This window comes from Rhodoferax sp. TH121, from assembly GCF_002251855.1.
Taxonomy (GTDB): domain Bacteria; phylum Pseudomonadota; class Gammaproteobacteria; order Burkholderiales; family Burkholderiaceae_C; genus Allorhodoferax.
Genome location: NZ_NOXW01000021.1, coordinates 272011 through 288150, shown reverse-complemented (window position 1 = coordinate 288150; position 16140 = coordinate 272011). Strand labels below are relative to the sequence as shown.

At 61.4% G+C, this 16140-nt stretch carries 14 protein-coding genes; 13 read left to right on the top strand and 1 reads right to left on the bottom strand.

What is annotated here, in order from left to right:
- The first annotated feature begins 187 nt into the window (after positions 1-187).
- The 13 genes from gyrA to crcB all read left to right on the top strand — a co-directional run bounded on the left by gyrA (position 188) and on the right by crcB (position 14442).
- On the top strand, positions 188-2839 hold the full coding sequence (gene gyrA / locus CHU94_RS11335; RefSeq protein ID WP_094479894.1) for a DNA gyrase subunit A: 2652 nt from the start codon (positions 188-190) through the stop codon (positions 2837-2839).
- Positions 2840-2910: 71 nt separating this feature from the next.
- A complete protein-coding gene (gene serC / locus CHU94_RS11330) occupies positions 2911-4023 on the top strand; it encodes a 3-phosphoserine/phosphohydroxythreonine transaminase (protein ID WP_094479892.1) in 1113 nt (370 codons plus the stop codon).
- Between the two features lie 9 nt (positions 4024-4032).
- Positions 4033-5115, top strand: coding sequence for a prephenate dehydratase (gene pheA / locus CHU94_RS11325; RefSeq protein WP_094479890.1), 1083 nt, complete (start codon positions 4033-4035; stop codon positions 5113-5115).
- Between the two features lie 21 nt (positions 5116-5136).
- Positions 5137-6012, top strand: a complete 876-nt coding sequence (locus tag CHU94_RS11320; protein WP_094479888.1) for a prephenate dehydrogenase/arogenate dehydrogenase family protein — start codon at positions 5137-5139, stop codon at positions 6010-6012.
- Positions 6012-8009, top strand: coding sequence for a bifunctional 3-phosphoshikimate 1-carboxyvinyltransferase/cytidylate kinase (locus tag CHU94_RS11315; RefSeq protein ID WP_094479886.1), 1998 nt, complete (start codon positions 6012-6014; stop codon positions 8007-8009). Before CHU94_RS11320 ends, CHU94_RS11315 begins: the two co-directional genes overlap by 1 nt.
- Before the next feature lie 103 nt (positions 8010-8112).
- The gene (gene rpsA / locus CHU94_RS11310; RefSeq protein WP_094479885.1) at positions 8113-9795 is read left to right on the top strand and encodes a 30S ribosomal protein S1; all 1683 of its coding nucleotides are present in this window, start codon (positions 8113-8115) and stop codon (positions 9793-9795) included.
- 119 nt (positions 9796-9914) lie between these two features.
- Positions 9915-10226, top strand: coding sequence for an integration host factor subunit beta (locus tag CHU94_RS11305; protein ID WP_094479883.1), 312 nt, complete (start codon positions 9915-9917; stop codon positions 10224-10226).
- Positions 10227-10299: 73 nt separating this feature from the next.
- Positions 10300-10614: a lipopolysaccharide assembly LapA domain-containing protein gene (locus CHU94_RS11300; protein ID WP_094479881.1), complete on the top strand. Its 315-nt coding sequence runs from the start codon at positions 10300-10302 to the stop codon at positions 10612-10614.
- On the top strand, positions 10604-11761 hold the full coding sequence (lapB, locus tag CHU94_RS11295; protein WP_094479879.1) for a lipopolysaccharide assembly protein LapB: 1158 nt from the start codon (positions 10604-10606) through the stop codon (positions 11759-11761). The genes CHU94_RS11300 and lapB overlap by 11 nt, the downstream gene beginning before the upstream one ends.
- A gap of 24 nt (positions 11762-11785) precedes the next feature.
- Complete coding sequence (rfaE1, locus tag CHU94_RS11290) at positions 11786-12715, top strand: D-glycero-beta-D-manno-heptose-7-phosphate kinase (RefSeq protein ID WP_094479877.1); 930 nt, start codon at positions 11786-11788, stop codon at positions 12713-12715.
- Entirely contained in the window at positions 12712-13734 is a 1023-nt protein-coding gene (gene rfaD / locus CHU94_RS11285; RefSeq protein WP_094479875.1) for an ADP-glyceromanno-heptose 6-epimerase, read from the top strand. The genes rfaE1 and rfaD overlap by 4 nt, the downstream gene beginning before the upstream one ends.
- Positions 13735-13756: 22 nt before the next feature.
- A complete protein-coding gene (locus tag CHU94_RS11280) occupies positions 13757-14047 on the top strand; it encodes a helix-hairpin-helix domain-containing protein (RefSeq protein ID WP_094479873.1) in 291 nt (96 codons plus the stop codon).
- Positions 14047-14442, top strand: coding sequence for a fluoride efflux transporter CrcB (crcB, locus tag CHU94_RS11275; protein WP_094479871.1), 396 nt, complete (start codon positions 14047-14049; stop codon positions 14440-14442). Before CHU94_RS11280 ends, crcB begins: the two co-directional genes overlap by 1 nt.
- On the opposite strand, the gene CHU94_RS11270 is transcribed toward crcB, so the two are convergent.
- Positions 14439-16040 (bottom strand): methyl-accepting chemotaxis protein, encoded by a 1602-nt coding sequence (locus CHU94_RS11270; RefSeq protein ID WP_094479869.1) that lies wholly within the window; start codon positions 16038-16040, stop codon positions 14439-14441. The genes crcB and CHU94_RS11270 overlap by 4 nt on opposite strands.
- Positions 16041-16140 lie beyond the last annotated feature (100 nt).

Here is a 16140-nt window from a genome sequence, read left to right as displayed (position 1 = left end):
GTGTGACGCCCTAGGCCCAGTGCACCAAAGACGTTCGCACTATTGTGCCATAGCGAAGCACTCCTTTCGAAACATCTCTATCTACGATGTAACTCCGTCAAAAGCCACCGCCACTTTGTTGCTCTGATGCCACAGCACACCGGCCGTAGAATCGAGAGCTGTCCACGACACCGTCCACCGTCTATCCATGACCCAGTTCGCCAAAGAAACCCTGCCCATCAGTCTTGAAGAGGAGATGCGTCGCAGCTATCTCGATTACGCCATGAGCGTGATCGTGGGCCGCGCCCTCCCCGATGCGCGGGACGGTCTGAAGCCTGTGCACCGCCGTGTGTTGTTTGCGATGCACGAGCTCAATAACGACTGGAACCGCGCCTACAAAAAGTCCGCCCGCATCGTGGGGGATGTGATTGGTAAGTACCACCCGCACGGGGACCAGTCGGTGTATGACACCATCGTGCGTATGGCGCAGGACTTCTCGATGCGTCATATGCTGGTGGATGGCCAAGGCAACTTCGGATCGGTGGACGGCGACAACGCCGCAGCGATGCGTTACACCGAAATCCGCCTGGCCAAGATTGCCCACGAACTTCTGGCCGATCTGGACAAAGAGACTGTGGATTTCGGGCCCAACTACGATGGCTCCGAAAAAGAGCCCTTGGTGCTGCCCACCCGCATCCCTAACCTGTTGGTGAATGGCTCTGGCGGTATTGCCGTGGGTATGGCCACCAACATCCCGCCACACAACTTGAACGAAGTGGTGGATGCTTGTCTGCATTTGCTCAAGAATCCGGGTGCTTCCATCGACGAGCTGATGGAAATCATCCCCGCGCCAGACTTCCCCACGGCCGGCATCATCTACGGCATCAACGGTGTGAAGGATGGTTACCGCACAGGTCGCGGCCGTGTCGTGATGCGCGCCAAATGCCACTTTGAAGACATCGACAAGGGCCAGCGCCAAGCCATCATCGTGGATGAACTGCCCTACCAGGTCAACAAAAAGACGCTGCAGGAGCGCATGGCCGAATTGGTGCACGAGAAGAAGATCGAAGGCATTAGCCACATCCAGGACGAGTCGGACAAATCCGGCATGCGCTTGGTGATTGAGCTCAAGCGCGGCGAAGTGCCTGAGGTGGTGCTCAACAACCTGTACAAGCAGACACAACTGCAGGACACCTTCGGTATCAACATGGTGGCGCTGGTCAATGGCCAGCCCAAGCTGTGCAACCTGAAGGACCTGATCGAGGTTTTCCTACAGCACCGCCGCGAAGTGGTGACACGCCGCACGGTATTCAACCTGCGCAAGGCACGCGAACGCGGCCATGTGTTGGAAGGCTTGGCCGTAGCCATGGCGAACATCGACGAGTTCATCCGCATCATCCGCGAGTCGCCCACGCCGCCCGTGGCCAAGCTGGAGTTGATGAACCGTCCCTGGGACAGCAAGCTGGTACGCGAGATGCTCACACGCACACGTGCCGACGGCGGCGTGGTGAATGCCGATGACTACCGCCCCGATGGCCTGGAAAAAGAATTTGGCATGGGCGCAGACGGCCTGTACCGTTTGTCTGAAACGCAAGCACAAGAAATTCTGCAGATGCGTCTGCAGCGCCTGACCGGCCTGGAGCAGGACAAGGTTATCGCCGAATACAAGGAAGTCATGGCCGAGATCGAGGACTTGCTCGACATCCTGGCCAAACCCGAGCGTGTCTCGACCATCATTGGTGAAGAACTGGGCCACGTGAAGCAGGAATTCGGCCAGAGCAAGCTGGGCGCACGCCGCAGCCTGGTGGAGCACTCCTCCTTCGACCTGTCGACCGAAGACCTGATCACACCTACCGACATGGTGGTGACCATGAGCCACAGCGGCTATATCAAGAGCCAGCCCCTGCACGAATACCGCGCCCAAAAGCGCGGCGGGCGTGGCAAGCAAGCCACCGCCACCAAGGAAGATGATTGGGTTGACCAGCTCTTCGTGGCCAATACACACGACTACATCCTGTGCTTCTCCAACCGCGGCCGCCTGTACTGGCTCAAGGTCTGGGAAGTACCGCAGGGCTCTCGCGGTTCGCGCGGCCGCCCTATCGTCAACATGTTCCCTCTGCAAGAGGGCGAGAAGATCACCGTGGTGTTGGCACTGACCGGGGAGAAACGCACTTTCCCGGCCGACCAGTACGTGTTCATGGCGACTAGCATGGGCACCGTCAAAAAGACGGCGCTGGACGAATTCAGCAACCCGCGCAAGGGCGGCATCATTGCTGTGAACCTGGACGAGGGTGACTACCTGATTGGTGCGGCACTGACCGACGGCAAGCACGACGTGATGCTGTTCAGCGATGGCGGCAAGGCCGTGCGCTTTGACGAGGACGATGTGCGCCCGCTGGGCCGCAATGCCCGCGGCGTGCGAGGCATGTCCCTCGAAGCCGGCCAAAGCGTGATTGCCATGCTGGTGGCCGAAGACGAACAGCAAAGCGTGCTGACCGCCACCGAAAACGGCTACGGCAAGCGCACCAGCATCACCGAATACACCCGCCATGGCCGTGGCACCAAGGGCATGATTGCGATCCAGCAGTCCGAGCGCAATGGCAAAGTCGTTGCCGCCACGCTGGTGCATGCCGACGACGAGATCATGCTGATCACCGACAAGGGCGTGCTGGTGCGCACCCGCGTCGCAGAAATTCGTGAACTCGGCCGTGCGACCCAGGGCGTGACCTTGATTGGCCTGGATGAGGGCTCCAAGCTCAGCGGCTTGCAGCGCATCGTGGAGAACGACGCCAACACCACAGAAGGCGATGCGGGCGAGAGCGCAGAGGGATCGACCGGCTCCGGAGAAGCTACCGAGTAGCTATCAAATCAATAGCTACTCGCGCAAAAAACCACGAGGGCTAGAGCCCTATTTCACACAAAATCCAGTTGATGCAACGCCCCTACAACTTCTCGGCCGGACCGGCCGCCATGCCAGTCGAAGTGCTGGAACAAGCCGCCGCCGAGATGCTGGACTGGCACGGAAGCGGCATGGGCGTGATGGAAATGAGCCACCGTGGCAAAGAATTCCTTTCCATCTACGAACATGCTGAAGCCGATCTGCGTGAGCTGCTGGCCGTGCCTGCCAACTTCAAGATCCTGTTCATGCAGGGTGGAGGGCTGGCAGAGAACGCCATCGTTCCGCTGAACCTGAGTAGCCTGCGCGCCACAGCCGGCCAAGCCGGTGTGACTGACTTTGTGTTGACCGGCAGCTGGAGCGAAAAGTCGCTCAAAGAAGCTGGCAAATACAGCCAAACCCGCACCGTTGCGTCTGGCAAGGACGGAGGATTTACCGCCATCCCGCCGACCAGCGGCTGGGAACTCAGTGCGGATGCCAGCTACGTACACATCTGCACCAACGAGACCATCAACGGGGTGGAATTCCAGACCCTGCCTGACCTGAAGGCGCTGGGCTCCCGCGCAGAGCTGGTGATTGACTTCTCTTCCCACGTGGCGTCTCGGTCGGTGGACTGGAGCAAAGTCGGCCTTGCCTTTGGTGGTGCCCAGAAAAACCTGGGGCCGGCCGGCGTGACCCTAGTGGTGGTGCGCGAGGACCTGCTGGGCCATGCCCTGCCGATCTGCCCTAGCGCCTTTAACTACAAAACGGTGGCCGACAACGGCTCTATGTACAACACCCCGCCCACCTACAGCATCTACATGGCGGGCCTGGTGTTCCAGTGGCTCAAGCGCCAGGGCGGCGTTGCGGCCATGGAGGTACGCAACATCGCCAAGGCGGATCTGCTGTACCAAGCGATTGACGCCACCGGCTTTTACCTGAACGGCGTCGCGCGGAATGCCCGCTCACGCATGAACGTGCCCTTTTTCCTGCGCGATGAAGCGCTCAATGACGCCTTCCTGACCGGTGCCAAAGCCGCAGGACTGTTGCAACTCAAGGGCCACAAATCCGTGGGCGGCATGCGCGCCAGCATCTACAACGCCATGCCCATCGAAGGCGTGCAAGCGCTGGTGCAGTACATGCAAGAATTTGAACGCACCCACGGCTAGACACACACCATGGCACGCACCCTTCCCGAACTCCGCGTCCTGATTGACGCCGTGGACCAGGAACTTCTGGCCCTGCTGACCCGCCGTGCCGCTCTGGCCCATGAGGTAGGCGAAATCAAGAAGGTGGAAGGCTCTGCCGTCTTCCGCCCTGAACGCGAGGCGCAGGTCATTGCGAACCTGCAACAGGCCAACCAGGGCGCGCTCAAGAACGAGAGCGTGGCCGTGATCTGGCGTGAAATCATGTCCGCCTGCCGCGCCCTGGAGGCGCCGCAGCGCGTGGCCTACCTGGGCCCCAAAGGCACCTTCAGTGAAGAGGCCACGCTGCGCTTCTTCGGCTCCAGCATCACGCATGTGCCCTGCGCCAACTTCGACGAAGTGTTCCACGCCGCTACTGCAGGCTCGGCCGAATTCGGCGTAATTCCGGTGGAGAACAGCACCGAGGGTGTGGTCACCCGCTCCTTGGACCTGTTGCTCAACTCCCCCCTGCACATCGTGGGTGAGATCAGCCTGCTGGTGCGCCACCACCTGCTGCGCAGCACAGCATCGCTCGATGGCATCGAGGTCGTGCTGGCCCACCCCCAAGCATTGGCCCAGTGCCAACAATGGCTCAGCGCCCACTTGCCGAATGCCGAACGCCGCGCCGTGTCCAGCAACGCCGAAGGTGCGCGGCTGGCCGCAAGCAACCCGGCCTGGGCTGGCATTGCCAGCGAACGCGCGGGCTCTGAATTTGGCCTGCACATTGCATCCCACGCCATCCAAGACGAAGCCTTTAACCGCACCCGCTTTGTCGTGGTCTGCCTGCCCAGCGTGCTGCCCGCACCCGAGGCCTCCGGCAAGGACTGCACCAGTCTGGTGGTCTCTGTGCCCAACAAACCTGGCGCCGTGCACGACATGCTGGTACCGCTGAAGAAGCACGGCGTGTCCATGACCCGTTTTGAATCCCGGCCAGCACGCTCCGGCCAATGGGAATACTATTTCTACATCGACCTGCAAGGCCACCCCTCCCAGCCTCACGTAGCGGCGGCCCTACAGGACTTGTCCAGCCTGTGCGCCTTCTACAAGGTGCTGGGTACGTACCCTCTGGCCGACTGATGTACACCTGCAGGACTCTTTATGTTTGAACAGCTTGGCTTGATTGGATGTGGCTTGATGGGCGGGTCCTTCGCCCTGGCCCTCAAACGGGCGGGCTTGGTCAAACGCGTGGTGGGCTACAGCAAGTCGCCGTCCACCACGGAGCGCGCGCGCCAGATGGGCGTCATCGACATCGAAGCGCCCTCTGCCTTGCTGGCTGTCTCTGGCGCTGACATCGTGTTGATTGCGGTCCCCGTGTCCGCCACCGAGGCTACGTTCAAGGCCATCAAGCACCTGGTTACGCCCAATATGCTGATCATGGACGTAGGCTCCACCAAGCGCGACGTGATCGACGCGGGTCGCCGCGGTCTGCGCGAACACATCGGCTCTTTTGTTCCCGCACACCCGATTGCGGGCAAAGAGCTGTCAGGTGTGGAGCATGCCGATGCAGACCTGTATGCGGGCAAGCAGATCATCCTGACCCCCATTGAGCGTACCCTGACCACGCAGCTGCAAAAGGCGGTGGACGTGTGGACTGCGCTGGGTTGCCGGGTGCTCAAGATGTCACCCGAACAGCACGACGCGGCCTTTGCTGCCGTGAGCCACCTGCCGCACCTGATTGCATTCGCGCTCATGAACGCCATCTCGGGCCAAACGCAGGGCAAGGATTACCTCTCGCTGGCAGGCCCGGGCTTCCGTGACTTCACCCGCATTGCGGCGGGCGACCCCAAAATCTGGCGCGACATCATGGTCTCCAACCGCGAAGAGCTGCTGGAGCAAAGCAAGATTTTCCAGCGCACGCTGCAGGCCATGGAACTCATGATCTCCAGCGGCAACGGTGATGCGCTGGAAGGCCTGATCGAGCAGGCCAGCCACACCCGCGCCAACTGGACGATGGCGTCCAAACACCACAAATAATGTTTTCCACCGCCTTCCTGGACCTCCCCCCCCTCTCCCACGCTGCGGGCGCCGTCACCCTCCCCGGCTCCAAGAGCATTTCCAACCGTGTGCTGCTGCTCGCCGCCATGAGCGCGGGCACCACCACCATCCACGACCTGCTGGATTCGGACGACACCCGTGTCATGCTGGTGGCGCTGCGCACCTTGGGCTGCGGAGTCGAAGAATCCGGCCCCATCGTGCGCATCACGGGCCTGGGCGGCCAGCTGCCCAACGCATCGGCCAAACTGTTTCTGGGTAACGCCGGCACTGCAATGCGTCCGCTGACTGCCGCCTTGGCCGTATTGGGTGGTGACTTTGAGCTCAGCGGCGTGCCGCGCATGCATGAGCGCCCGATCGGCGACCTGGTGGATGCACTGCGCCAGTTGGGCTGCGGCATTGACTACCTGGGCAACGATGGATTTCCTCCCCTGCGCATCGGCAAGGCCCAGCTGAAGTTGGACGCCCCCATCCAGGTGCGTGGCGATGTGTCCAGCCAGTTCCTGACCGCGCTGCTGATGGCGCTGCCCTTGGTAGCAGCCGAGGACATCGTGATCGAAGTGGTCGGCGAGCTGATCTCCAAACCCTACATCGAAATCACGTTGAACCTGCTGGCCCGTTTTGGCGTGCAGGTGCGGCGCGACGGTTGGCAGCGCTTCACCATTTCCGCTGGCTGCCAGCTTCAGTCGCCCGGTGATATCCACGTCGAAGCGGACGCGTCCAGCGCTAGCTATTTCATAGCACTTGGCGCAATAGCCACGGGCTCTAACGGCATAAATGGCATCACAATCCAGGGTGTAGGCGCCGACTCCATCCAGGGCGACATTCACTTCATGGAAGCGGCCCAGGCCATGGGTGCCCGCATTGATAGCGGCCCCAACTGGCTGCACGTGCAACGTGGTGCCTGGCCGCTCAAGGCCATCGATCTGGACTGCAACCACATCCCCGACGCGGCCATGACATTGGCCGTGATGGCGCTGTACGCTGAGGGCACGACCACGCTGCGCAATATCGCCAGCTGGCGGGTAAAGGAAACCGATCGCATCGTCGCCATGGCGACCGAACTGCGCAAACTGGGCGCAACCGTCGAGGAAGGTGTAGACTTCATCCGCGTCACGCCGCCCACGTCCATCAACCAATGGACCACTGGCAGCATCCACACCTACGACGACCACCGCGTCGCCATGTGCTTCTCGCTCGCGGCCTTCAACCCGGCACGCCTGCCCATCCGCATTGAAGACCCCAAATGCGTGGCCAAAACCTTTCCCGACTACTTTGAAGCGCTGTTCTCGGTCGCCACGGCCGACACCGCTGCCATTCCCGTGGTCTGCGTGGACGGCCCCACCGCGTCGGGCAAGGGCACACTGGCCGCCGTACTGGCCGAAAAGCTGGGCTACCACTTCCTGGACTCGGGTTCGCTCTACCGCATTACCGGACTGGCCGCCACCCGCGCAGGTATTGCACTGGACGTGGCCCACGAACACACCATCGTCAACCTGCTGCGCACCCTGCACATCCACTTTGAAGGCAGCCACATCTGGCTGGCCGATGAAGATGTGAGCGACGCGATCCGTACCGAAGAAGCCGGAATGAACGCCTCCAAGGTATCTGCATTTCCGGCAGTACGCACCGCGCTCATTGACCTTCAGCGTGGATTCCGCAAGCTGCCGGGTCTGGTCGCCGATGGGCGTGACATGGGCACAGTGATCTTCCCGGACGCCCCGCTCAAGGTCTACCTGACCGCCAGCGCAGCCTGCCGTGCGGAGCGGCGTTATAAGCAGTTGATTTCAAAGGGAATTCCCGCTACACTTGACAGTCTTCGTGCAGATTTGGAGGCGCGCGACGCCCGGGACTCCTCCCGAACTGTTGCCCCCTTGAAACCTGCGGATGATGCCCAGTTGCTGGATAACTCGGATTTGACAGTCGAAACGTCTGTTGAAACGGTGTTGGCCTGGTGGCAGGGCAAACAGCCGTTCTAGCCCCGGCTAGGTAGGCAAACTGGCCCCCATCGCTCCTCTCGCGCGTCTGCGCACCGGTGGTGGGGTTCAATAACTTAACCCCGCGGTACCAACCGCAAACCTCATGTCTGAATCTTTCGCAGCCCTATTTGAAGAATCGCTACAACGCTCGGAAATGCGCACCGGTGAAGTTATCACCGCTGAAGTCGTCCGCATCGAGCACAGCTTCGTTGTTGTCAACGCTGGCCTCAAGTCCGAAGCCTACGTGCCAATCGAAGAATTCAAGAGCGACAAGGGCGAAATCGAAGTCCAAGTGGGCGACTTCGTGTCCGTGGCCATTGACTCCGTGGAAAACGGCTATGGCGACACCATCCTGTCCCGCGACAAGGCCAAGCGTCTGGCTTCCTGGATGAGCCTGGAAAAGGCCCTGGAATCCGGCGAATTCGTCACCGGCACCACTTCCGGCAAGGTCAAGGGCGGCCTGACCGTTCTGGTCAACGGCATCCGCGCATTCCTGCCCGGTTCGCTCGTCGACACACGTCCTACCAAGGACCTGTCTCCCTACGAAAACAAGACCCTAGAATTCAAGGTTATCAAGCTGGACCGCAAGCGCAACAACGTGGTGCTGAGCCGCCGCGCTGTGGTGGAAGCCTCCATGGGCGAAGAACGCGCCAAGCTGATGCACACACTGAAAGAAGGTTCTGTGGTGCAAGGCGTGGTCAAGAACATCACCGAATACGGTGCGTTCGTGGACCTGGGCGGTATCGACGGCCTGTTGCACATCACTGACATGGCATGGCGCCGCGTCCGTCACCCTTCCGAAGTGGTGACCGCAGGTCAAGAAATCACTGCCAAGATCCTGAAGTTCGACACCGAAAAGAACCGCGTGTCCCTGGGTCTGAAGCAAATGGGCGACGATCCCTGGATGGGCGTCAACCGCCGCTACCCCCAAGGTACCCGCATGTTCGGCAAGATCACCAACATCGCCGACTACGGCGCGTTTGTGGAACTCGAACCCGGTATCGAAGGTTTGGTGCACGTGTCCGAAATGGACTGGACCAACAAGAACGTGGCTCCGTCCAAGATCGTTGCCTTGGGTGACGAAGTCGAAGTCATGGTTCTGGAAATCGACGAAGACAAGCGTCGTATCTCTTTGGGCATGAAGCAGTGCAAGGCCAACCCATGGCAAGAATTTGCCCAGAACACCAAGCGCGGCGACCGCGTGAAGGGTCCGATCAAGTCCATCACCGACTTCGGCGTGTTCGTGGGTCTGGCTGCCGGTATCGACGGCCTAGTGCACTTGTCTGACCTGTCTTGGAATGAATCCGGCGAAACCGCCGTGCGCGAATTCAAGAAGGGCCAGGAAGTGGAAGCCATCGTGTTGGCCGTGGACGTGGACCGCGAGCGCATCTCCTTGGGTATCAAGCAATTGGACTCCGATCCTTTCACCACTTTCGTGTCCGTGAACGACAAGGGCCAGACCGTTACCGGTAAGGTCAAGACCGTGGACGCCAAGGGCGCTGAAATCGACCTGGGCGACGACATTGTTGGTTACCTGCGCGCTTCCGAAATCAGCCGCGACCGCGTTGAAGACGCACGCAACGTGCTGAAAGAAGGCGACGAAGTGACCGCTGTGGTGGTGAACGTGGATCGCAAGACCCGCAACATCCAGTTGTCCATCAAGGCCAAGGACATGGCAGACCAGAACGAAGCCATGCAGAACCTGAGCCAGCAGTCTGCCCGTGAAAACGCCGGCACGACCAGCCTGGGTGCCCTGTTGCGTGCCAAGTTGGACAACAACTCCTAATCAGAGGGGATCGGGCTACTCGCCCGCTTCACCCAACATCTGATATGTTGTTGACCTGAACGAACGACCGGCCCCCTTGGGTGCCGGTCGTTTTTTCTTAGCTTTACCCTCTGATTGCCATGACCCGCTCCGATCTTGTTGAAGAACTGGCCAACCGTTTCAGCCAGTTGACCCACCGCGATGCCGAGTTCGCCGTCAAGGCCATCCTGGACGCCATGAACGACGCCCTGGTCCGCGGTCATCGCATTGAAATTCGTGGCTTCGGCAGTTTCTCCATTAACCGCCGCCCGCCCCGCATGGGCCGCAATCCGCGCAGCGGCGAAAGCGTGGCCATCCCCGAAAAACGCGTCCCCCACTTCAAGCCCGGCAAAGCCCTGCGAGAAGCCGTAGACACCCGGACTGCGGAGCTGGAATCCGACAGCAAAGCGTGAAATGAACGCCGCCGGACCATCCGACGATTCAGGTGGCTATTGGACTTAGAATTCCTCGCCAACGAGGAGAAGAATGAAACAGCTCGCATGGCTCTTTAAGTGGCTACTTAAAGCGGCCATTTTTTTTACCCTGTTCGCCTTTGCTCTGAACAACCAAGGCGACGTCACCGTGCATTTTTTCTTTGGCACGCGCTGGACTGCACCCATGGTGTTGGTAGTGTTGATCACCTTTGCCGCTGGTGTGGCCATTGGAGTACTGGGCATGGTGCCGCGCTGGTGGCGCCATCGTCGGGCAGCAAAGTACGCCCGCAACCAAGCTGCCAGCGCACTGGCCACCATGGCCGCAGAGACGGACAAAACCCCAACACCTCCACCGCATGGACTTTGACATTACCCTGATCCTCATGGGCCTGCCCGTGGCCTTTGTACTGGGTTGGCTGGCATCGCGCATGGACCTTCGCCAGCTGCGCATGGAGAATCGCCAAGCCCCCAAGGCCTACTTCAAGGGTCTGAACTTCCTCCTCAATGAGCAACAGGACCAGGCCATCGACGCCTTCATTGAAGCCGTCCAGAACGACCCAGACACCTCCGAACTGCACTTTGCGTTAGGCAACCTGTTCCGTCGCCGCGGCGAATACGAGCGTGCCGTCCGTGTGCATGAACACCTGCTCTCGCGCGGCGACCTGAGTGACGATGACCGCCACCGCGCCCAGCATGCACTGGCGCTGGATTACCTCAAAGCAGGCTTGTTGGACCGTGCCGAGAACGCACTACTCAAACTGGAAGGCACCCGCTTTGAGGCCCAAGCTCGCCTGGCCCTACTGGCCAACTACGAACGCTCCCGCGACTGGGAGCACGCGGCCCTGGTGGCACAGAAACTCGAATCCAGCGACCAGGGTAGCTTCAAGGGTCGGCTGGCGCACTACCTCTGCGAACAAGCCGCTACCCTGCATGCGGCTGGCCAAACCGAGCAGGCCCATGCCTTGCTGGACAAAGCCATGGAGACGGCCCCCGAAGCCCCACGCCCACGCATGGACCTGGCCTCGCTGCAAGCGGGCGCCGGACAGCCTGCCAAGGCCTGCGCCACCCTAATGGCTGCCCTGCATGCGGCACCCGGTGCCGTAGGTTTGATTGCACCGCTGCTGGCCAAGCAGGCGCTGGCCTGCGGCCAAGGCGAAACCGTCTTGCATTTGCTGCAAGATGTCTATGCCAGTAACCGCTCACTAGATGTACTGGACGCCATCGTGGCGCTGGAGGCTGCGGGCACCCAGCCCGGCCCTACCGCGCGCGAATGGTATGCACGCCATCTGGAGGCGGAGCCGTCGTTGGTGGCCGCCGCCAAATGGATTGCCGGCGAGAAGCTCGAGCACGAGGCCTTCCACCCGCAGGTGCAACGTGCGCTGGACCATGCTGTCAAACCGCTCACACGCTACCGCTGCGCGGCCTGCGGCTTTGAGGCCAAACAGCACTTTTGGCAATGCCCCGGCTGCCAGGCCTGGGACAGCTATCCCGCGCGCCGGGTCGAAGAACTCTGAACACTGCCCGCTAAGATGACAACGATGAAGATTGCAAAAGAACGATTGGCCCAAGCCCGTGTGCTGGTAGTGGGCGATGTGATGTTGGACCGCTACTGGTACGGTGCGGTGGACCGCATCAGCCCCGAAGCACCGGTGCCCGTGGTACGCATCACCCGCGAAGAAGAGCGCTGCGGCGGTGCGGCCAACGTGGCTTTCAATGCCGCCACGCTGGGTGCCCAAGCCTCCTTGCTGACCGTGGTGGGCGACGACGAAGCTAGTCACAAGCTCGAAGCCTTGGTGGCCAAGACCGGCATACGCACCCACTTTGGTCGCGATGCCGATCTCAAGACCACCGTCAAGCTGCGCGTCATTGGACGCCAGCAGCAGCTGATCCGCCTGGATTTCGAGAACACCCCCAAGAATGAGGTGCTGGCCACCCAAACGGTCTCCTTCGCGCAACTGCTGCCCCAGCATGATGCGGTGCTTTTCTCCGACTACGGCAAAGGTGGCTTGGCCCACGTGAGCGACATGATTACGCGTGCCCGCGCCGCTGGCAAGCCCATCCTGATCGACCCCAAGGGCAGCGATTATTCGCGCTACCAGCAGGCCACGGTCATCACGCCCAACCGCGCAGAACTGCAACAGGTCATTGGCGGCTGGAACGGTGAGGAAGACTTGCGTACCAAGGTACAAGCCCTGCGCGCCCAACTGCAACTCGACGCCGTGCTGCTGACCCGCAGCGAGGAAGGCATGACCCTGTTTGACGCAGAAGGCCAGTTGCATGTGAGCGCGCAGGCGCGTGAAGTGTTTGATGTGACCGGTGCTGGTGACACCGTGATTGCCACCATGGCGACCCTGGTGGGTGCAGGCCTGAGCCTGCGCGAAGCCGTGCCCCTTGCCAATCGCGCAGGGGGACTGGTGGTGGGTAAATTTGGCACCGCCACGGTGTCCTATGAGGAGCTATTTGCATGACACGCATCGTGGTCACCGGCGCGGCCGGATTTATTGGCAGCAACATCATCGCCGGGCTGAACGCCCGAGGCCTGACCGACATTATTGCGGTGGACGACCTCAAACAAGGCGATAAATTCCGCAACCTGGCCGACCTGCAGATTGCCGACTATGTGGACATGGACACGTTTTACGACGAGTTTGCGTCCGGCCACTACGGCCAGGTGGAAGCTGTGTTCCATGAAGGTGCTTGCAGCGACACCATGGAGCAGGACGGCAAGTACATGATGGCCAACAACTACACGCTGTCCTGGCACCTGTTCCAGGCCTGCCAGAAGCGTGGCGCACGCCTGCTGTATGCGTCCAGCGCAGCCACCTACGGCGGCTCCGACACCTTCCGCGAAGACCCGGCCTTTGAGGCTCCGCTCAATGTCTACGGCTACTCCAAATTGCTGTTCGACCAGCGCATGCGCCGCGAATGTGGCCATGATTTTCAGCGCACCAAGGCTGGCAAAACCATGCAGGTGGTGGGCTTCCGTTACTTCAACGTCTACGGCCCACGTGAGCAGCACAAGGGCCGCATGGCCAGCGTGGCCTTCCACCAGTACCACCAGTTCAATGCCGAGGGCAAGGTCAAGCTGTTTGGCGAGTACGGTGGCTACCCGCAGGGCGGCCAGATGCGTGACTTTGTCTTCATTGACGATGTGGTGGCCGTGAACCTATGGTTCTTTGACCACCCTGCTCAGAGCGGCATCTTCAACCTCGGCTCAGGCCGGGCCCAGCCCTTCAACGATGTAGCCAGCTCCGTGGTCAACGCCATGCGCACCCTCCAGGGAGAAGCAGCGCTGCCTCTGGCCGACATCGCCGCCAAGGGCCTGGTGGAGTACGTCCCCTTCCCCGATGCACTGCGCGGCAAGTACCAGTGCTACACCCAAGCCGACCTCACGGCCCTGCGCGCCGCCGGCTGCGACCATGCGTTTGTGGATGTGCAAACCGGCGTGGGCAAGTACGTGCGGTGGCTGGCCAACCGCAAGGCGTAAGTTCCACCTTCAAGGAGTGCCCATGTTGAAACCACGCCAACTTGTCCTGCTTGCCATCAGCGCAGTCGTTAGCGCATCGGCGTGGGCGCTGGAGGTCAATACCGCTACCGAGGCACAACTCGACAGTGTCAAAGGCCTGGGCCCGAGCAGCACCGGGCGCATTCTGCAGGCCCGTGAGGCAGGTGCTTTCAAGGACTGGGCCGACTTCATGGCCCGCGTCAAAGGCATCAAGGCCTCTGCCGCGGCCAAACTCTCGGCCGAAGGCCTGACGGTCAACGGCGCAGCGTACAACCCCAAGAGCGGCGCCCAGTGATGCCGCAGGTGCTCGCCATCTGCATGGGTGCCTGCGTAGGCGCATTGGCACGCTGGCAGCTGGGTCTCTGGCTGAATCCTGTGGCCACTGCTGGCACCGTGCTGCCATGGGGCACTGTCGCGGCCAACCTTATTGGCGGTTACCTGATCGGCGTCTGTGTGGCCGTGTTTCAGGCCATACCGCAGTTGGACCCGGTCTGGCGTTTGGCCCTTGTCACCGGCTTTCTGGGCGCACTCACCACCTTCTCCAGCTTCTCCGCGGAAGTGGTGGCCATGCTGGGCCAGCAACGTTACGCACTGGCACTGGGCACTGCGGCCCTGCACCTGTTGGGCTCCCTGCTGCTGACCATCGCCGGCCTGCGTTCCGCTACTTTTTTTATAGCTGCTCGCGCTTAGTTTATAAGTGCTAGAGGCCGATTTGGCATCAAACTGAGTGGCGGTGCGTCCAGCAGAAACACGCGCACAGCGGCACGCAGCTGCTGGGTTTCTTGCGCCAAGCTCATGGTTCCGGCCGCAGATTCCTCCACCATGGCGGCATTCTGCTGCGTCGCTTGGTCAATCCCTCCCATCGCGCTGTTGATGGCGCCAATGCCTTGCAGTTGCTCTTGCGCAGCCGCGCGTATGCCCTGGACCACTGCAGCTACCTGCCCAACACCCGCCACCATCTCGCGCATGGTCTGGCCCGCCTGCGCCGCCAGCGCCGATCCCCGGTCAATTTTTTCAACCGAGGCGTGGATGATGGTTTTGATCTCGCGCGCTGCCTGGGCCGAACGCCCGGCCAATGAGCGTACCTCGCTGGCCACTACTGCAAACCCCCGCCCCTGCTCGCCCGCACGGGCGGCCTCCACGGCGGCATTGAGCGCCAAAATATTCGTCTGAAAAGCAATGCCGTCAATCACCGCAATGATGTCTGCGATTTTGCGGGAGGCGTCATTGATGTCCTGCATGGTGTGCTCCACCTGGTTCACCACTGCCCCTCCCCGTTGTGCCAATTGCTGGGCCGTATCGGCCGAGCCCACAGCCTCGGTGGCCGACTCTGCGGTGTGGCGCGCCGCCAGCGCCAGCTGTTCAATCGACGCCACCGTGCGCTGCAAAGCCGCCGCCGCCCGCTCAGTGCGTTCGGACAACTCACCATTGGCCGTCGCAATCTCGGCGGTGTTGTCTCCCACCACCTCCACCCCGGCGCGTACCTGCCACACCAGTTGGCTCAGCGCTGCGTGCATTCGCCCCAGATCCTGCTGCACTTGGGCGATCTCATCGCGCCCTTGGGCCTGCACCGTAGCCGTCAAGTTCCCTTGCCCCCAGGCCTTGGCCGTTGCCTGGAGCGACTGCATGGGGCGCAAGATGGACCGCACGATGGCCAACACCAGCAGCGTAGCCAGTACCGCCACCAATGCAGTTGCCGCCAGCACCACCCAAGGTGCCTGGCCGCCGGTGCGGGTCAGCGTGGCACGGCGCTCACCCGCACGCGTGGCAATGGACTGGGACACCGCCACCAATGCCTGCTCTGCAGCCTGCATGTCTGCCGCCAGAGGCGCCATGGCCGCATTGGCTGCCCAAGGGTCGTGCAGCTCGCCGCGCGCCAGCTTGCCCAGAATGTCTTTGAAGCCGGCCTCGTACAAGCGCAGACGTCGTGCCATATCGCCCAGTGCAGTTGCATCTGCATCCTGGGCCAGGGTTTGCACCTGCGCCAGGGACTGCAAGGTGGCAGCCAGAGACCGCCCCCACAACTGGCTGTAGCGCTCCGTAGCCGCTTCATCCCCCATGGTCAGCAACACATCTTTCTCGTAGCGGCGTGCATCACCCCAATGGCTGCGCACTGCGCCCAAGACCTGCAAGGATTCAAATTCCGAATCGATAAAGTGTGTTGCGCGCGTGGCTTCCCGGTCTATGGTCCACGCCGCAAAGCCTCCGACTGCGGCCAAGGCCAACACGGAGAACACCAATAGCACCATCAAACGGGATCGGATCCGCAAACGCGCAAGCCAAGTCATGGTTTACCCTTATTCAAGACTGCCATGCTCCGAAAAGGCCATGACATCCCTGTGACAGCAGGCCTCTGAGGGGCATCCCGTCAGGGTTTGTTCAGCCGCG